Annotated in this window: 19 protein-coding genes and 1 tRNA gene; 13 read left to right on the top strand and 7 right to left on the bottom strand. The window is 68.6% G+C overall.

The features are described 5' to 3' along the window. Window positions 1–8: 8 nt before the first annotated feature. Together ubiB and ABDV68_RS06325 are read right to left on the bottom strand one after the other, a co-directional pair. A complete protein-coding gene (gene ubiB, locus ABDV68_RS06330; protein WP_343518873.1) occupies window positions 9–1,541 on the bottom strand; it encodes a 2-polyprenylphenol 6-hydroxylase in 1,533 nt (510 codons plus the stop codon). Continuing rightward, window positions 1,538–2,269 (bottom strand): class I SAM-dependent methyltransferase, encoded by a 732-nt coding sequence (locus ABDV68_RS06325; protein ID WP_343518872.1) that lies wholly within the window; start codon window positions 2,267–2,269, stop codon window positions 1,538–1,540. Before ABDV68_RS06325 ends, ubiB begins: the two co-directional genes overlap by 4 nt. A 71-nt stretch (window positions 2,270–2,340) precedes the next feature. Between ABDV68_RS06325 and mutM the strand changes: the two genes are divergently transcribed. The 3 genes from mutM (at window position 2,341) to dnaA (ending at window position 5,498) form a co-directional block, all read left to right on the top strand. Next, window positions 2,341–3,153, top strand: coding sequence for a bifunctional DNA-formamidopyrimidine glycosylase/DNA-(apurinic or apyrimidinic site) lyase (gene mutM, locus ABDV68_RS06320; protein ID WP_343518870.1), 813 nt, complete (start codon window positions 2,341–2,343; stop codon window positions 3,151–3,153). A 267-nt stretch (window positions 3,154–3,420) separates the two neighbouring features. Further along, complete coding sequence (gene rpsT / locus ABDV68_RS06315) at window positions 3,421–3,684, top strand: 30S ribosomal protein S20 (RefSeq protein ID WP_343518913.1); 264 nt, start codon at window positions 3,421–3,423, stop codon at window positions 3,682–3,684. A 452-nt stretch (window positions 3,685–4,136) separates the two neighbouring features. Then, window positions 4,137–5,498: a chromosomal replication initiator protein DnaA gene (gene dnaA / locus ABDV68_RS06310; protein ID WP_343518869.1), complete on the top strand. Its 1,362-nt coding sequence runs from the start codon at window positions 4,137–4,139 to the stop codon at window positions 5,496–5,498. Window positions 5,499–5,668: 170 nt separating this feature from the next. Here the strand turns inward: dnaA and aroB are convergent, their stop codons facing one another. Together aroB and ABDV68_RS06300 are read right to left on the bottom strand one after the other, a co-directional pair. Next, complete coding sequence (gene aroB / locus ABDV68_RS06305; protein ID WP_343518868.1) at window positions 5,669–6,772, bottom strand: 3-dehydroquinate synthase; 1,104 nt, start codon at window positions 6,770–6,772, stop codon at window positions 5,669–5,671. Next, a complete protein-coding gene (locus ABDV68_RS06300; protein ID WP_343518867.1) occupies window positions 6,769–7,302 on the bottom strand; it encodes a shikimate kinase in 534 nt (177 codons plus the stop codon). The genes aroB and ABDV68_RS06300 overlap by 4 nt, the downstream gene beginning before the upstream one ends. Window positions 7,303–7,652: 350 nt before the next feature. On the opposite strand from ABDV68_RS06300, the gene ABDV68_RS06295 reads away from it, so the two are divergent. From ABDV68_RS06295 to ABDV68_RS06280, 4 genes are read left to right on the top strand one after another with little or no spacing between them, the layout of a single operon-like run. Continuing rightward, entirely contained in the window at window positions 7,653–7,790 is a 138-nt protein-coding gene (locus ABDV68_RS06295) for a hypothetical protein (RefSeq protein ID WP_265118676.1), read from the top strand. Beyond that, a complete protein-coding gene (locus ABDV68_RS06290) occupies window positions 7,771–9,567 on the top strand; it encodes a hypothetical protein (RefSeq protein ID WP_343518866.1) in 1,797 nt (598 codons plus the stop codon). The genes ABDV68_RS06295 and ABDV68_RS06290 overlap by 20 nt, the downstream gene beginning before the upstream one ends. Next, window positions 9,564–10,505, top strand: a complete 942-nt coding sequence (locus ABDV68_RS06285) for a tyrosine recombinase (protein WP_343518865.1) — start codon at window positions 9,564–9,566, stop codon at window positions 10,503–10,505. The genes ABDV68_RS06290 and ABDV68_RS06285 overlap by 4 nt, the downstream gene beginning before the upstream one ends. Window positions 10,506–10,515: 10 nt before the next feature. After that, a complete protein-coding gene (locus ABDV68_RS06280; protein ID WP_343518864.1) occupies window positions 10,516–11,463 on the top strand; it encodes an acetyl-CoA carboxylase carboxyltransferase subunit alpha in 948 nt (315 codons plus the stop codon). A 123-nt stretch (window positions 11,464–11,586) separates the two neighbouring features. Here ABDV68_RS06280 and ABDV68_RS06275 read toward each other — a convergent pair whose 3' ends face one another. Next, window positions 11,587–11,754, bottom strand: coding sequence for a Flp family type IVb pilin (locus tag ABDV68_RS06275; protein ID WP_343518863.1), 168 nt, complete (start codon window positions 11,752–11,754; stop codon window positions 11,587–11,589). A gap of 128 nt (window positions 11,755–11,882) precedes the next feature. Continuing rightward, on the bottom strand, window positions 11,883–12,065 hold the full coding sequence (locus tag ABDV68_RS06270) for a Flp family type IVb pilin (protein WP_343518912.1): 183 nt from the start codon (window positions 12,063–12,065) through the stop codon (window positions 11,883–11,885). Between the two features lie 56 nt (window positions 12,066–12,121). On the opposite strand from ABDV68_RS06270, the gene ABDV68_RS06265 reads away from it, so the two are divergent. Further along, the gene (locus tag ABDV68_RS06265; protein ID WP_343518862.1) at window positions 12,122–12,565 is read left to right on the top strand and encodes a (deoxy)nucleoside triphosphate pyrophosphohydrolase; all 444 of its coding nucleotides are present in this window, start codon (window positions 12,122–12,124) and stop codon (window positions 12,563–12,565) included. Here the strand turns inward: ABDV68_RS06265 and ABDV68_RS06260 are convergent. Then, a complete protein-coding gene (locus ABDV68_RS06260) occupies window positions 12,562–13,407 on the bottom strand; it encodes a methyltransferase domain-containing protein (protein ID WP_343518861.1) in 846 nt (281 codons plus the stop codon). The two genes, ABDV68_RS06265 and ABDV68_RS06260, sit on opposite strands and share 4 nt — an antisense overlap. Window positions 13,408–13,460: 53 nt before the next feature. On the opposite strand from ABDV68_RS06260, the gene ABDV68_RS06255 reads away from it, so the two are divergent. From ABDV68_RS06255 to ABDV68_RS06235, 5 genes are all read left to right on the top strand, one after another. Then, window positions 13,461–14,192, top strand: a complete 732-nt coding sequence (locus ABDV68_RS06255) for a ComF family protein (RefSeq protein WP_343518860.1) — start codon at window positions 13,461–13,463, stop codon at window positions 14,190–14,192. Window positions 14,193–14,225: 33 nt separating this feature from the next. Next, window positions 14,226–14,483: a glutaredoxin 3 gene (gene grxC, locus ABDV68_RS06250; RefSeq protein ID WP_343518859.1), complete on the top strand. Its 258-nt coding sequence runs from the start codon at window positions 14,226–14,228 to the stop codon at window positions 14,481–14,483. Then, the gene (locus tag ABDV68_RS06245) at window positions 14,480–15,307 is read left to right on the top strand and encodes a carbon-nitrogen hydrolase family protein (RefSeq protein ID WP_343518857.1); all 828 of its coding nucleotides are present in this window, start codon (window positions 14,480–14,482) and stop codon (window positions 15,305–15,307) included. Before grxC ends, ABDV68_RS06245 begins: the two co-directional genes overlap by 4 nt. Continuing rightward, entirely contained in the window at window positions 15,304–15,741 is a 438-nt protein-coding gene (locus ABDV68_RS06240; RefSeq protein WP_343518855.1) for a DUF1178 family protein, read from the top strand. Before ABDV68_RS06245 ends, ABDV68_RS06240 begins: the two co-directional genes overlap by 4 nt. A 63-nt stretch (window positions 15,742–15,804) precedes the next feature. Then, window positions 15,805–15,881, top strand: a tRNA-Arg gene (locus tag ABDV68_RS06235). Window positions 15,882–15,915: the final 34 nt, after the last annotated feature.

Below are 15,915 nucleotides of genomic sequence, written 5' to 3'. Positions count from 1 at the left end.
CGGCGCTGTCAGGTGAGCAGCAGGGCCGCGGCGACCCCCGCGCCCGCGGCGAGCAGCGCGACCGCGGCATAGCGCCAGCCGCCGCCGACGCGCACGACCTGGATTTCCCTGAGCGGCGGTGCTGGGGGCGCACCACCGGGATCGGGGAAGTGCCGCTCGATGTTGCGGATCAGCTTGGGCAGGCGGGCGAGGGTCTTGAGGTCCTCGGCCAGGCGGTCGGCGATGAACGCCTCCGGCCCCAGCTCGGTGCGGATCCACTCGCGCACGAACGGTGCGGCCGAATCCCACAGGTTGATGTCGGGGTGAAGCCGGGTCGCGACGCCCTCGACCATCACCATCGTCTTCTGCAGCAGCAGCAGGTGCGGCTGAGTCTGCATGTCGAAGTCGCGGGTGATGTTGAACAGACTGTCGAGCATCATCCCGACCGACATGTCCTTGACCGGCAGCCCGCGCATCGGCTCGCCCACCGCGCGCAGCGCCGTCGCGAACTCGGCGACATTGTGGTGTGGGGGGACATAGCCCGCCTCGAAATGGATCTCGGCGACGCGACGGTAATTGCCGGTGATCAGGCCGTAGAGAATTTCGGCGAGCCAGACGCGCGCGCGCCGGTCGATGCGGCCCATGATGCCGAAGTCGATCGCCGCGATGCGGCTGCCCGGCAGCGCAAACAGATTCCCCTGATGCATGTCGGCGTGGAAGAAGCCTTCCGAGATCGCCTGGCGCAGGAATGCGCGGACCAGGGTGTTGGCGAGCTTCTCGGTATCGTGCCCCGCGGCGATCAGCGCCTCGCGATTGGACAGCTTGATGCCGTCGATCCATTCCAGCGTGAGCACCTTGCCGGTGGTGCGCTGCCAGTCGATCCGGGGAATGGTGAAATCGGGCTCGGCCTCCATCGACTCCGACAGCTCGGACGCGGAGGCGGCTTCGCGGCGCAGGTCGAGCTCCCGCGCGGTCCAGCGCTTGAACGTCTCGATCACCAGCCGCGGGCGCAGCCGCGCGATCTCGCCGCCCTGCGCCTCGAGCTGCGCGGCGGCCCATTCATAGGTGTCGATCGCCTTGGCGAACTCGGTCTCGATGCCCGGGCGCAGTACCTTGACCGCGACCTGGCGGCCGTCGGTCGTGGTCGCGCGATGCACCTGCGCGATCGAGGCGGCGCCGATCGGCACGTCCTCGATTTCGGCGAACAGGTCCGCGATGGGCCGCTCGAAGCTTTGCTCGATCGCGGCGCGAATCACGGGGAAGGGGACGGGCGGCAGTGCGTCCTGCAGTCGCATCAGGTCGTGCGCCGCCGCCTCGCCGATCAGGTCCGCGCGGGTCGCCAGCGTCTGGCCGAGCTTGATTGCGGCGGGACCAATGGCTTGCAGAGCGTCGGCATAGCGCGGCGTCTCCGGCACGCGCGCGCCGAAGCGGGCGAGCCGGGCAAGACGGCGCACAGCGCGCGGCGTGTTGCGGTCGCGCTCGATTCCCCTGAGTGCGCCGTGGCGCGCGAGGATCCGGCCCCATTTGAGGAGGCGGAAGAGATGGACGGCGGGAGCGGTCAAATCTTCCAGCCGCTGTGAATCGCCACCAGCCCGCCCAGCATCGGCTCGACCCGGGTCTGCACGAAGCCGGCCTCTTTGATCATCCGCTCGAAGGTCGGCATGTCGGGAAAGCGCCGGATCGATTCGATGAGGTAGCGATAGCTCTCCTCGTCATTCGCCAGCAGCTTGCCGAGCTTGGGCACGAGATGGTGCGAATAGGCGTCATAGACGTCGGCGAAGCCCGGCCAGAGCGTCGTCGAGAATTCGAGGACGAAGAAGCGCCCGCCGCGCTTGAGCACGCGATGCGCCTCGCGCAGCGCCTTGGGGATGTCGGTGACGTTCCGGATGCCGAAGGCGATGGTGTAGGCGTCGAAGAAGCGATCGGGCCACTGCAGCGCCTCGGCATTGGCCTCGCTCCACACGAGGCCGTCGATGCCGCGCTTGGCAGCGCGGTCGAGGCCGACGGCGAGCATGTCCGGGTTGATGTCGGCGACGGTCACCGCCGCGCCCGATTCGGCCATGCGGAAGGCGATGTCGCCGGTGCCGCCGGCCATGTCGAGGATCGTCTCGCCTTCGCGCGGCTTCACGCGGCGAACGAACACGTCCTTCCACACGCGGTGCAGCCCGCCCGACATCGCGTCGTTCATCAGGTCGTAGCTGGAGGCGACGCTGGAGAACACGCCGCCGACGCGGCGGGTCTTCTCGTCGGGGGCGACGTCTTCGTAGCCGAAGGAGACGGTGTCGGTCATGCGCGCGGCTCTAGCCAAGGCTTGTGAACGGAGCAAACCCAACATAGCTCCGGAAAAAATCAAGGACCGCGATGCCCGAGCTTCCCGAAGTCGAGACGACCGTACGCGGCCTGGCCCCCGTGCTGGAGGGCCGGCGCATCCGCCGGGTGCAGCTGCGGCGGCCGGACCTGCGCCGGCCGATGCCCGAGGATCTCGGCCAGCGGCTCACCGGCGCGACGGTCACCGGACTCGGACGGCGCGCCAAATATGGCCTGATCGAAACCGATCGAGGCGATACGATGATCTTCCACCTCGGCATGTCGGGGCGCTGGCGAGTCGATCCGTCGGAACTGCTGCCGCACGACCATCTGATCCTCGAGACCGAGGAGGGGCGCACGATCGCGCTCAACGATCCGCGGCGGTTCGGCTCGGTCGACCTGGTGCCGACTTCTGAGCTCGGCGACTGGCCCGCGTTCAAGGCGCTCGGCCCCGAGCCACTCGGCCCGCACTTCACCGCCGACCATCTGAAGACGATGCTTGCGGGCCGCACCGCGTCGATCAAGCTGCTGCTGCTCGACCAGCGCATCGTCGCGGGACTCGGCAACATCTATGTCTGCGAAGCGCTGTACGAATCGCGCATCTCGCCCAAGCGCGCGGGCGGATCGGTGTCCACGCCGCGGCTGACGCGGCTGGTCGACGCGGTGCACGAGGTGCTCGAGGCCGCGATCGAGGCCGGCGGGTCGAGCTTGCGCGACTATGCCCGGCCCGACGGCGAGCTCGGCTATTTCTCGAAGCAGTTCAAGGTCTATGGCCGCGAGGGCGAGCCGTGCGAATGCGGCGGCACGGTTGCGCGCTACACCGAGGGCGGGCGCTCGACCTTCTGGTGCCCCCGATGCCAGAAGTGAGTGGATGATGTTCCAATCCTCCCCCGCGAGGGGGAGGTGGCGCGAAGCGTGACGGAGGGGGGAGGAAGCGCATCGCCAGTGTTCTGGCATCCGCCCCCTCCGTCAGCCTGCGGCTGACACCTTCTCTGGCGGGGAGGATTATCAATCACTCCGAGACCAGCGTTTAGGTTGACCGAATCGCCGTGCCTCGCTAAGGGGCGCGCTTTCCCGAGGCGGGGACACTGGTTCTGCGCCTCTTTTCGCATCGAAAACAGGAACGAGATCTACATGGCGAACACGCCGCAAGCCAAGAAGCGCATCCGCCGCAACGCCCGCCGCGCCGACGTCAACGGCGCGCGCGTCAGCCGCATCCGCACCTTCGTCAAGAAGGTCGAGAGCGCGCTCGAGTCGGGCGACAAGTCGGCGGCCGAGTCGGCGCTGAAGGCGATGCAGCCGGAACTGGCGCGCGGCGTGGCCAAGGGCGTGCTGCACAAGAATACGGCGTCGCGGAAGTTCTCGCGTCTGACGAAGCGCATCGCCGCGCTCGCCTGACCCTACACGATTTCAGAGGTTTACAAGCCCCGCCGGGAGACCCCGGCGGGGTTTTTCTTGCGCCTTCAAGCGCTTGAGGGATGCTAACCTGTGTAAGCCGCAGAATCGCGCGAGTCGCGTCGTCACGCGTTTGTAACGTTCGCGATTATGTTAAGTATTTCAGTTGCTTGATCGCTGAATCGCGGTTTTCCGGGCACCACACGAGTCAAGCCTACTTATTTCAGATTCTTTACACGTCACCCTCTTGATCGACTCGAAAAATGGTCCCTAAAACGACCTTCCGCCGCGACGTTCTCGCGCGTGGATTCAGCGAAGGTCACGGGCCAGTGCGGATGCGATTCCGGCTGCGGCGATCTTTTGCCTGAGCGAAATCGGCGTGCGGAAAGGGGGCGCTTTCCGCATCGGGGAAGTGCCGCTCGCATAGGCGGGCTGAAACGAGAGGGGCGTGAAGGATGGATCAAGCCAAGGCCTGGACACGCGTGCGCGGCAATCTGCGGCTTTCCGCAGGCCAGCGGCTGTTCGACCAGTGGCTGAAACCCATCGTCCTGATCGACAGCGACGATGCGGAAACCGTCCGCCTCGGCCTGCCTTCGCCCTTCATGACCAATTGGGTGAAGGGCCATTACGCCGAGCGGCTGCTGATGGAATTCCGTTCCCAGTTGCCCGAGGTGCGCACCGTCTCGATCGAGACGCTGGCGCGCGACAGCCGCGAGCTGGCGCCCGAGCCGGTCGAATCGGCGGCGCCCGAGGCCGTGCCTGCGCTCGCGGCGAAGGCGGCCTCGCCGGCCGAGCGCCCGCGCTTCGATTCGCGCTTCACCTTCGACCGCTTCGTGGTCGATGCGTCCAACCGCGTCGCGTTCAACGCCGCCAAGGCGCTGGCCGAGCCGGGCAAGCCGCGCTTCAGCCCGCTCTACCTCCACAGCTCGACCGGCCAGGGCAAGACTCACCTGATGCACGCGATAGGCCACGCCTTTCTCGAGGCATGCCCGGAGGCGAGTGCGATCTACATGCCGGCCGAGCGTTTCATGTTCGAGTTCGTCCGCGCGGTGCGCGAGAAGGATACCTTCTCGTTCAAGGCGCGGTTGCGCGGGGTCGATCTGCTGATGATCGACGACCTGCAGTTCATCGCGGGCAAGGAATCGACTCAGGAGGAGTTCTTCCACACCGTCGACGAGTTCATGCGGGAGGGGAAGCGCCTCGTCATCGCCGCCGATCGCAGCCCGCTCGCGCTCGAGGGGATCGAGGCGCGGCTGGCTTCGCGCCTCGGCGCCGGCCTCGCCGCCGACATCAAGCCTGCCGAATTGGGCCTGCGCCGCGCGATCCTCGACCGCAAGCTCGAGGACATGCCGGGCGCGTCGGTGCCCGCCGAGGTGCTCGACCTGCTCGCCGCGCGGATCAGCAGCAGCGTGCGCGAGCTCGAAGGCGCGCTTAACCGTCTCGTCGCCTATGCCCAGCTCAACGACGAGGCGGTGACGATCGAGTTCGCCGAGAGCGTGCTCGGCGAGGCGCTGCGCGGCAGCCAGCGCCGCATCACGATCGACGAGATCCAGAAGGCGGTGTCCTCGCATTTCGACGTCAAGCAGCTCGACCTCGTATCGCAGCGCCGTGCGGTGGCGATCGCGCGGCCGCGCCAGATCGCGATGTATCTCGCCAAGCGGCTGACCACGCGCTCGCTGCCCGAGATCGGCCGCAAGTTCGGCAATCGCGACCATTCGACCGTGATCCACGCGGTGCGCCGCATCGAGGAGCTGCGCGGCACCGACAGCGAGATCGACGGCGCCGTGCGCAGCCTGATGCGCCAGCTCGAAGCCTGAAGGTTCCGCTGAGCGGACGGGGGCGGGGCGGAAGGCGAAGGCCTTCCGCCCCGAGCCGTTTCTATGCCGTCACTCCAGCGAAAGCTGGGGTCTTTCGCCGCGAGCGAGCGGCTCAAGGCAGGAGATCCCAGCTTTCGCTGGAATGACGAATTACGAGGCTGGGGTGACGATCAAGGGCGCGGTTGCTCGTCGAGGAACGCCGCGACCTCGGCCAGGTCGACATGCCTGTCGAGATAGGTCGCGCCGATCCCGCGCGCGAGCAGGAAGGGCAGGGTGCCCGCATCCATCTTCTTGTCGTGGAGCATATGCTCGACGAGGCGCCCACCGCTCGCGGTGATGCCGGCGCTGGCGAGGTCGTGCGGCAGCCCGCTCGCCTCCAGATGCGCGGCGACGCGCTCGGCGTCCGCCTGCGGGCACAGGCCCTGGCGCGCCGAGAAGGCGAAGGCCAGCGCCATCCCCGCCGCGACACCCTCGCCATGGAGCAGTCTGTCGGAGAATCCGGTCTCGGCCTCCAGCGCATGGCCGAAGGTATGGCCGAGGTTGAGCAGGGCGCGCGTCCCCGTGGTCTCGCGCTCGTCCTCGCCGACGATGCGTGCCTTGGCGCCGACCGAATGCGCGATGGCATAGGCGCGCGCGTCGGGGTCGCCGGCGAGCAGCGCCTCGCCATTGCCTTCGCACCAGGCGAAGAAGTCGGCGTCGTCGATCAGGCCGTACTTGACCACCTCGGCATAGCCGGCGCGCTGTTCGCGCAGCGGCAACGTGTCGAGCAGGTCGGGGTCGATCAGCACCAGCGCCGGCTGGTGAAAGGCTCCGACCAGGTTCTTGCCCGCGCGGCTGTTGATCGCGGTCTTGCCGCCGACCGAGCTGTCGACCTGCGCGAGCAGGGTCGTCGGGACCTGCACGAAGTTGCAGCCGCGCTTGAGGATCGCACTGGCGAAGCCGACCAGATCGCCGATCACCCCGCCGCCGAGCGCGATGACGTGATCGCCGCGCTCGATGCCGAGATCGAGCAGCCGGTCGAGCAACGCCTCGAGCTGCGCCCAGCTCTTGGTGCCCTCGCCGGCGGGCAGGACGATCGTCTCGCTCGCGAGATCGGCCGCGGCGAGCACCGCGGCGAGCCGCTGCGCATGCGGCGCGACATTGGCGTCGGTGACGATCACGAACGGACGCTTGCGCGCGAGCGGCGCGAGATGCGCGGCGGCGTCGCCCAGCAGCCCGCTCGCGATCCGGACCTCGTAGCTGCGCGCGCCGAGCGCGACCGGGACCACCCTCATTGGCGCAGCGCCTCGACGATCGCATTGACCGTCGCGTCGTGCGGCGCGGACTTGCTCACCACATGGATCGGCGCGAGCGCATAGACCGGGTTGCGGACGGCGGCGAGTTCGGTGAGCACCTTGAGCGGATCCTTTCCACGAAGCAGCGGACGATGGTCGCGCTTGGACACGCGCTCGGCCAGGACATGCGGCGCCGCGTCCAGCCAGATCGCGGTCGACTGGTCAAGGATCAGCGCGCGCGTCTCGGCATTGAGGAAGGCGCCGCCGCCGGTGGCGATGACCTTGGGCCGTCCGTCGATCAGCCGCGCGATGACGCGCCGCTCGCCGTCGCGGAAATGGTCCTCGCCGAACCGCTCGAAGATCTCGGCGATGGTCATCCCCGCGGCTTCCTCGATCTCGTGATCGGCATCGACGAAGGGCAAATGGAGCCGCTGGGCGAGGCGTCGGCCGACCGTGGTCTTGCCCACGCCCATCAGGCCGATCAGCACGATCGGGCGGGACGGATGGGCGGGGTAAGGGTGTGCATTCATATGCCGGAATGGCCTGGATCGCCCGGAGAAGCGCGCTTGCTAGGGGCGCGGCGCAGACGCGTAGCTGAAGCTACGCGCAAGCGAGCGACGACGCAGGCGCGCTTCTCCGGGCGACCGCGCAGCGGCGGGCGAATTTTCGCGCATGACGTCGTCGCTCGTCGGTCACGATGGAACTCCATCGCTCCCTTCTCGCTCCTAGCCCTGCGCGAAAATTCGCTCCGTCCAGGCCGTTCCGGCATATGAATGCACACCCTAGTTTGCAGCATGGTCGCGGGGGCTATACAGCGAGGGCCGCGCTCGGGCAAAAGGCCTGATCGCCTGTACTGATATCCCGTTTTTTGAGGGGGTCGATGTCCCGTTCGCTCGTCATCATCATCGTGGTCGCCGTCCTGTTGATCGGCGGCCTGTTCTTCCTCGCCGGGCGCGATACCGAGAAGCAGCCGGTGACCGTCGAAAAGGCCGTGCCGCTTGAAAATCTCGCGAACTAGCGTCGCGCTGACTGCGTTCGGCGTGGCGCTGGCGGCTGGCGTCGGGATTCCCGCGCTGGGCCAGGACCGCCCCGAATCGCTGCTGCCGCCCGGCTTCAACGATCCGGTCGCCGAGCCTGCGCCGGCTCCCGCCCCCGCGCCGGCGCAGCCGGGCGCGCCGCGGCCCGCCGCCGCGCCGACCGGCACTGCGACGGCGGCGCCTGGTGCGCCGCTCCCGCTTGCGCTGCCCACGCCGGGCGCAACTCCGACCGGGGTGCCGGGCGAGATCGATTATGCGGTGATCCAGCGCTACGAGCTGCCCGATTTCGCCAAGCGCTCGCTCTCGCAGGTCGGTCCGTCCTCGCCCGCGAGCGATGGGCTGCCCGCCAATGCCTTCGGCCGCGCCGATGGCGGCTTTCTCGAGGCGCTGATGCGGCGGCTCGACGCGCCGGTCGCGTCGCGCTGGCTGTCGATCGCGCTGCGCCGCGCGCTGCTGTCGCGAGTCGATACCCCGGCCGGCCTCAACGGCGCGGACTTCGCCGCCGAACGCGCGTGGCTGCTGATTCGCATGGGTGAGGCCGAGGCCGCGCGCGCGATGGTGCAGTCGGTCGATATCGAGAATTACACGCCCAAGCTGTTCCAGGTCGGCATGCAGGCGATGCTCGCGACCGCCGACCCGGGCGGGATGTGCCCGATGGTCGTACCCGCGTTGCGCACCGCCCCCGACCGCAACTGGCGCTTTGCCGAGGCGATGTGCGCGGGGCTCGAGGGCGATCCCAACAAGGCCGGGCCGCTGATCGACCGCGTGCGCCGCGGCATGGGCAATTCGATCGACTTGCTGCTCGCCGAGAAGGTGGTCGGGATGGGCGTTTCGGGCCGCCGCGCGGTGACGATCGAGTGGGACGCGGTCGACCAGCTCAGCGCGTGGCGCTGGGGGCTGGCGACGGCATCGGCGACCGAGGTGCCCGCCGAGCTCTACGGCACGGTCGGCCTGCAGGTGAACTACTGGCGTGCGACCGCGCCCGGGCTGGGCTGGCGCGACCGCATCGCGGCGGCAGAGGCTGCGGCGAGCCAGGGCGTGTTCTCGAGCCAGGCGCTGACCGACCTCTATGGCGAAATCGAGGAGCAGGAGGACGCGACCACCACCGAAGTGGCGGTGGCGCGCGACCTGCGTGCCGCCTTCACCGCGGCGACCCCTGCGGAGCGCGTCGAGCGGATGCGCAGCCTGTGGGACGAGCCGCAGAGCGCGGGCGCGCGCTACAGCCGCCTGCTCCTGACGGCGCGCGCGGCGGCTCGGCTCACCCCCCACGCCGCGTTGGCCGAGGATGCCGACCGGCTGATCGCGTCGATGCTGAGCGCCGGGTTCGATCGCGCGGCGATGCGCTGGCGCAACGTCGCGGCACGCGGGAGCGAGGGCTGGGCGATGCTGCTGCTCGCCGACCCGTCGAGCCGTCCGGTCTCGGCGGGGGACGCGGGCGCCTATGGCGGCGCCAACCGCGCGCTCTACGCGGCGGCGATGGCCGGCGCGGGGCGCGTGGCCGAGGGCGACGGCGTGCAGCTGATGCGCAGCGCGGGGGTGAATTTCGAGGCCGCCAATGCCTGGACCCGCGCGCTCGGCGACGCGGCCGAGCGCGGCGAGCCGGGCACGGTGGTGCTGCTCGCCGCGGCGGGGATGCAGACTCGGGCGTGGGAGGGGGTCTCGCCCGAGGCGCTCTATCACATCACCCGGGCGCTCGAGCGGGTCGGGCTCGGCAACTATGCGCGGATGATCGCCGTCGAGGCGATCACGCGGCTTTGACCGGCGCCGGCCCGGACGACGACCGCGCGCTGATCGAGCGCTTCCTCGAGATGATGGCGGCCGAAGCGGGCGCCTCGCGAAACACGATCGCCGCCTATGGCACCGACCTGCGGCTCGCCTCCGAAGCGCTGGCCGGCGGGTTGGCGGCTGCCGACCGCGCGGGGATCGAGAAGCTCGCGCACGAATGGCGCGACCTTTCCCGCGCCACCGTCGCGCGCAAGTCCGCCGCGCTGCGCCGCTTCTTCGCCTTCCTCGCCGACGAGGGGTTACGCGCCGACGACCCTGGCGGCGCCTTGCCGCGCCCGGGGAGCGGCCGGAGCCTGCCCAAGACGCTGTCGGGCGGCGACGTCGATCGCCTGTTCGCCACGATTGCGGCGCGGATCGCGCGCGAGCCCAGAGACCCGCGCGACCTCCGGCTGCTCGCCTTGGTCGAGCTGCTCTACGGCTCCGGCTTGCGCGCGACCGAGCTGGTCTCGCTGCAGCGCAACGCGGTGCAGCCCGACAAGCCCTACCTCATCCTGCGCGGCAAGGGCGGGCGCGAGCGGCTGGTGCCGCTCTCCGACCGCGCGCGCGCCGCCGTCGCGGAATGGCGCGCGCATGTCGATGCGCAGCGGCCGTGGCTGTTCCCGTCGGGCAAGGGTCACCTCTCGCGCGTGCGCCTCTATCAGATGATCCGCGCGCTCGCCGCCGAAGCCGGGATTCCGCCCGACCGGATCAGCCCGCACGTGTTGCGCCACGCCTTCGCCACCCATCTGCTCGAGGGCGGCGCGGATCTGCGCGCGCTGCAGGCGATGCTCGGCCATGCCGATATCGCGACGACCGAGATCTATACCCATGTCGACAGCGCGCGGCTGGTGCAGCTCGTCAACGAGCGGCATCCGCTCGCCGACCAGCCCAAGGTCAAAGCGCGCGTTGACGTGAGCAAAGAGGGGGCATAGGGCCGCGCCGATGGCTACTTTCCTCGAATTCGAGAAGCCGATTGCCGAGCTTCAGGCCCGTATCGACGAGCTGCGCGACGCCGCGGCCGGCGGCGAGGTCGACATCGACACCGAAGTCGCGAAGCTCCAGGCGAAGTCGGACAAGTTCCTGCGCGACGCTTATTCGCGGCTGACCCCGTGGCAGAAGACCCTGGTCGCGCGCCACCCCGAGCGGCCGCATTTCAAGCATTATGTCTCGCGGCTGATCACCGACTTCATGCCCTTGGGCGGCGACCGCGCCTTTGCCGACGACGCCGCGATCCAGGGCGGGCTCGGCCGCTTCCGCGGGCAGCGCGTGATGGTGATCGGGCACGAGAAGGGCGACGACACCGCCAGCCGCCTCAAGCACAATTTCGGCATGGGCAAGCCCGAAGGCTACCGCAAGGCGATCCGCCTGGTCGAGCTCGCCGACAAGTTCGGCATCCCCGTGATCACCTTGGTCGACACCTCGGGCGCGTTCCCGGGCATGGAGGCCGAGGAGCGCGGCCAGGCCGAGGCGATTGCCCGCTCGACCGAGGCGTGCCTCAACGCCGGCGTGCCGCTGGTCGCGTCGATCCTGGGCGAGGGCGGCTCGGGCGGCGCGGTGGCGCTCGCTGCGGGCAATCGCGTGCTGATGATGGAGCACGCCGTCTATTCGGTGATCTCGCCCGAGGGCTGCGCCTCGATCCTGTGGCGCACCGCCGACAAGGCGCCCGAGGCGGCCGAAGCGATGAAGGTGACCGCGCAGCATCTCAAGGAACTGGGCGTAATCGATACGATCGTGCCGGAGCCGCTGGGTGGCGCGCATCGCGATCGCGATGCGGCGATCGATGCGTTGGGCGACGCCATCGAATCGGCGCTGAAGGAACTTGCCGGACAGAGCCCGGATTCGCTGCGCCAGAGCCGCCGCGCCAAGTTCCTCGCGATGGGCCGGGCCTGAGTTTCCGGGCCGGGTTCGATTTTGTCGGGCGCAGACCGGCGCGGTCTTCTTCCGGGCCCAAAAGGAAAAGGGCGGCGAACCGATGGTCCGCCGCCCAATTCTTTTTCGTGTGAACGAAGGGTCTTACGACGCCTTCATGTTCGACGAAACGTTGCCGAAGGTGGTCTTGAGCTGGTTGCCCAGGCCCTGCATCGCGGCAATCGCGGCGACGGCGATCAGAGCGGCGATCAGGCCGTACTCGATGGCGGTCGCGCCCTTCTTGTTGCCAAAAATCTTGCGGATCGTCTTCATACCGGTCTCCATCCTGTTCACTTGGCTTCAGTTACCCGGCTGTCCGCGGGTAAGGCCCGTGTCCAGCAAGGACGGAAATTACGGGGGGGAAGTTAACAAAGGACTTAGACGCGCCGAGTCGCGTCAAATCATCGAGCGGTTTGCACAGCATCGCTGACGTTGCTCCACATGGAGGTTGTGACGTCCGCGAGTCCAACGAGCGCAGCCATGACCGCGAGAACGATCAGCGCAAGGATAAGGCCGTATTCAACAGCGGTTGCAGCGCGGCGGCAATGCAATAGACGGCTGGAAACTGTTGTCGGCACGCGCATCCGCACAACCTCGTTCAAGTTGAATTACTGGAAACTAGGGAAACAAGATTAACGAAATGTCGATGCCGGATCCCAGCCACTCCGATTCGGAGGTTAAGCCGCGTGAGCTCCTGATGGTCGTTGCCGCCGCATTGGTGGATGGCGACGGCCGAGTGCTGGTTCAGCAACGCCCGCCGGGCAAGCCGATGGCAGGGCTTTGGGAGTTCCCGGGGGGGAAGGTCGATCCCGGCGAACTGCCCGAGGCGGCGCTGTGCCGCGAGCTGGAAGAGGAGCTGGGGATCGGCGTCGAACGCGCCTGCCTCGCCCCGGCGACCTTTGCCAGCGAGTCGCTTGGCGACCGCCATCTGTTGCTGCTGCTCTATGCACTGCGCAAATGGAGCGGGGTGCCGCAGGCGCACCACGCGACAGCGCTCAAATGGGTGCGCCCGCTCGAGCTGCACCGGCTGGAGATGCCGCCCGCGGACAAGCCGTTGATCGGGTTGCTGGAAGCTCTGATCTAGGGTTTGGACTTCAGCGCTTCCGCCAGCGATGTTGTGGCCGAGCCGCGGCGGGCCGGCTGTGGCTGCGAGGGATCGGGTGCCCAGCCGGTCAGGAAGATCGTGTCGAACCGCTCGGTGGTGCGCCCCTCGGCATCGGCGCGCGCGGCGAACCCCGTGGCGGCGCGTGCGACCGTCTCGCGGCTGAGCGGCGGCGAAGACGGCAACAGGCTGGTGCCGGCCATGCCGCGCAGGTCGCGCACCAGGTCGAACAGGCTGGCATAGCGGACGCTGAGCGTCTCGACGTCGGCGACGGGCAGTGCAAAGCCCGCGCGCATCAGCAGATCGCCCGCCGCACGCACGTCGACTTGCGGATGCACGCGCGCGGCGGGGCGCTCCGCCTCCGCCTCGAGCAGCACGGAACGGAGCGTTGAGAGCGTGGAACCGCCCAGGAAGGCGCCGAGGAACAAGCCGTCGGGGCGCAGGGCGCGGCGGATGAGGCTGAGCGCGCCGGGCAGGTCGTTGACCGTATCGAGGCTGCCCGCGGCGATGACGAGATCGAAGCTGGCTTCGGGGAAATGCGGCTGGTCTTCCTCGCCCTGAACACCGCCGGCCATTGCCGCAAAGCGCGCGCCCGCATCGAGCCGGGTCACACGCGCGGCGGGCGGGGGCGTGAAGCTGCCGTCGAAGCAGCCGAGGTCGAGGACGTCGGCGAAGTCGCGGCGCACCGCATCGAGCCGTTCCAATATCCCTTCCAGCATCCAGTCGCGGATGAAGGCTGCCTCGGCAAAATGGGCGGCTGCGCGATCACGGCGGGCACGGCGGCGGGCGCGATCGAAGATTTCGGGAGGAGTCGCGGCGGTCACGCGGCGGCTTGTGCCGCGTTCGTCGGCGCGCGACAAGCAGGATAGGGGGCGTCATGGGGGTAGCCGAACCGGTTCGCAAACTCGTCGCACTCGCGCTCCCGCCACGCTGTCCGGGGTGCGGGGAGGTGGTCGATGCCGATCATCGTTTCTGTGTCGCCTGCTGGACCGGGCTCACGCTGATTGCGCCGCCCTGGTGCGCCACCTGCAACCTGCCTTTCGAGTATGACCGCGGACCGGAAGCACAATGCGGCCAGTGCCTTGCCGCGCCGCCGGTGCATGATGGCGTGCGCGCGGCGGTCGCCTATGGTCCCGCGGCGCGTACGCTCGCGCTCCGGCTCAAATATGGCGGCCGCACCGCCTATGCCGCGACGGCCGCGCGGCTGATGGTGCGGTTGATCCCTGAAGGCACCGGACTCCTCGTGCCGGTGCCGTTGCACCGCTGGCGCATCTGGGGACGGGGGTTCAATCAGGCGGCCCTGATCGCGCGCGAGTTGTCGCGGCATTCGGGTGTACCGGTCGAACTGGACCTGCTCCGCCGGGTCAAGGCGACGCCGGTGCTGCGCGGTCTGGGCGCGCGCGGGCGGACAAAGGCGGTGGCGGGGGCTTTCGCGGCCGTCGTCGGGGCGCGTGACGCGCTCAAGGGAAAGGCGGTGGTGCTGGTCGACGATGTCCATACCAGCGGTGCCACCACCGAAGCCTGTGTGCGTGTGCTCAAGCGGGCGGGGGCCGCGCAGGTGACGATCCTGTGCTGGGCGCGCGTGCTCGATCCCGACGCGGAAGATTGACAAGCGCGGCCCGCGCTCTCACCTCGGAATGCGATGGCAAAGATCGAAATCTATACCAAGGCGTTCTGCGGCTATTGCGCGCGGGCCAAGGCGCTGCTCGACAGTAAGGGCGCCGATTACGAGGAATTCGACCTGACGATGGGCGGGCCAAAACGCGAGGAGATGATCCAGCGTGCGAATGGCCGCACCACCGTGCCGCAGATCTTCATCGATGGCGCGCATATCGGCGGATCGGACGATCTGGCTGCGCTGGAGCGCGAGGGCAGGCTGGACGTGCTGCTCGGCCGATGAAGGCTGCGATCCTGCAGATGACGAGCGGAATCGATCCGCTCGCCAATGCCGCCACCCTGGTCGATGGCGTCGCAAAGGCGGCGGCCGGCGGCGCGGTGATGCTCTTCACCCCGGAAATGTCCGGTCTGTTGGACCGCCAGCGTGAGCGCGCGGCGGCGAATATCCTTGTCGAGAGCGAAGATCGCGTCCTCGCCGCGGTGCGCGAAGCGGCGGCGAAGCATGGCGTCTGGGTGCATCTGGGATCGCTCGCGCTCAAGGGTGAGGGCGACGAACGCTTCGTCAATCGCGGTTTCGTGATCGACGGCAGCGGAGAAATCCGCGCACGCTACGACAAATTGCATCTGTTCGACGTGGATCTGCCGACCGGCGAGCGCTGGCGCGAATCCGATGCCTATGCCCCCGGAGCGGGTGCGGCGGTGGTCGGAACGCCGTTGGGCAAGCTCGGCCTCGCCATCTGCTACGACCTGCGCTTCCCCGACCTGTTTCGTGCACTGACCGATGCGGGCGCGACCGTGCTGGCGGTGCCCGCCGCCTTCACCCGCCCGACCGGGCAGGCGCATTGGCATGTGCTGCTGCGTGCGCGGGCGATCGAGGCGGGCGTGCATGTCATCGCCGCGGCGCAGACCGGCGAGCATGCGGATGGCCGGGCGACCTATGGCCACAGCCTCGCCATCGATCCCTGGGGCGAGGTGCTGCTCGACATGGGCGAGGGCGCGGGCCTGGGCTTTGCCGGGATCGATCCGGCGCGCGTCGCCGATGTGCGCTCGCGTGTCCCCGCGCTGGCCCATCGCCGCGCGATCCCGCCGGTGGCCGTGATCGCATGATCGTCTTCGACCTCAAATGCGGGGGTGGTCATGTGTTCGAGGCGTGGTTCGGGTCGAGTTCCGACTATGAGAGCCAGCGCGCCCGCGCCCTGATCGCCTGTCCGATGTGCGGCGACACTGCGATCGACAAGGCAGTGATGGCGCCCAATGTCGCGGCCAAGGGCAACCGGCGCAGCGATATTCAACCGCCTGCGAAACCCGATCCCAAGCAGTTGATGGCCGCGCTCGCCGAAGTGCAGGCGAAAATGCTCGAAGGCTCGCAATGGGTGGGCATGGCCTTTGCCGACAAGGCGCGCGCAATGCATCTGGGGGAGGAGGCGCATGCCCCGATCCACGGCCAGGCCAGTGCCGAAGAAGCCAGGGCGCTGATCGAGGAGGGCGTGGCCGTCGCGCCGCTGCCGCTGCCGGTCGTGCCGCCCGAACGATGCAATTGACTCTCCGTCCCTTGCAAACGGGGTTGGCCGTGGCCGCCAAAGCTGGTTATTGGGGCGTCGAGTGGCTCCGTAGCTCAGCAGGATAGAGCATCAGATTCCTAATCTGAGGGCCGCGCGTTCGAATCGCGCCGGGGTCACCATTTTTCATTCTCCTGCGGCTGGATGGTTTGACTT

This window comes from Sphingomonas sp. (genome assembly GCF_039595165.1).
Classification (GTDB): Bacteria; Pseudomonadota; Alphaproteobacteria; order Sphingomonadales; family Sphingomonadaceae; genus Sphingomonas.
Note: the sequence above shows the minus strand (reverse complement) of the source record. Positions and strands in the feature narration are given on the sequence as shown.

Coding starts and splice junctions, on each gene's coding strand:
- ABDV68_RS06325 (WP_343518872.1), bottom strand. CDS start 2,269: ATGACCGACACCGTCTCCTTCGGCTACGAAGACGTCGCCCCCGACGAG.
- mutM (WP_343518870.1), top strand. CDS start 2,341: ATGCCCGAGCTTCCCGAAGTCGAGACGACCGTACGCGGCCTGGCCCCC.
- rpsT (WP_343518913.1), top strand. CDS start 3,421: ATGGCGAACACGCCGCAAGCCAAGAAGCGCATCCGCCGCAACGCCCGC.
- dnaA (WP_343518869.1), top strand. CDS start 4,137: ATGGATCAAGCCAAGGCCTGGACACGCGTGCGCGGCAATCTGCGGCTT.
- aroB (WP_343518868.1), bottom strand. CDS start 6,772: ATGAGGGTGGTCCCGGTCGCGCTCGGCGCGCGCAGCTACGAGGTCCGG.
- ABDV68_RS06300 (WP_343518867.1), bottom strand. CDS start 7,302: ATGAATGCACACCCTTACCCCGCCCATCCGTCCCGCCCGATCGTGCTG.
- ABDV68_RS06295 (WP_265118676.1), top strand. CDS start 7,653: ATGTCCCGTTCGCTCGTCATCATCATCGTGGTCGCCGTCCTGTTGATC.
- ABDV68_RS06280 (WP_343518864.1), top strand. CDS start 10,516: ATGGCTACTTTCCTCGAATTCGAGAAGCCGATTGCCGAGCTTCAGGCC.
- ABDV68_RS06275 (WP_343518863.1), bottom strand. CDS start 11,754: ATGAAGACGATCCGCAAGATTTTTGGCAACAAGAAGGGCGCGACCGCC.
- ABDV68_RS06270 (WP_343518912.1), bottom strand. CDS start 12,065: ATGCGCGTGCCGACAACAGTTTCCAGCCGTCTATTGCATTGCCGCCGC.
- ABDV68_RS06265 (WP_343518862.1), top strand. CDS start 12,122: ATGTCGATGCCGGATCCCAGCCACTCCGATTCGGAGGTTAAGCCGCGT.
- ABDV68_RS06255 (WP_343518860.1), top strand. CDS start 13,461: ATGGGGGTAGCCGAACCGGTTCGCAAACTCGTCGCACTCGCGCTCCCG.
- grxC (WP_343518859.1), top strand. CDS start 14,226: ATGGCAAAGATCGAAATCTATACCAAGGCGTTCTGCGGCTATTGCGCG.
- ABDV68_RS06245 (WP_343518857.1), top strand. CDS start 14,480: ATGAAGGCTGCGATCCTGCAGATGACGAGCGGAATCGATCCGCTCGCC.
- ABDV68_RS06240 (WP_343518855.1), top strand. CDS start 15,304: ATGATCGTCTTCGACCTCAAATGCGGGGGTGGTCATGTGTTCGAGGCG.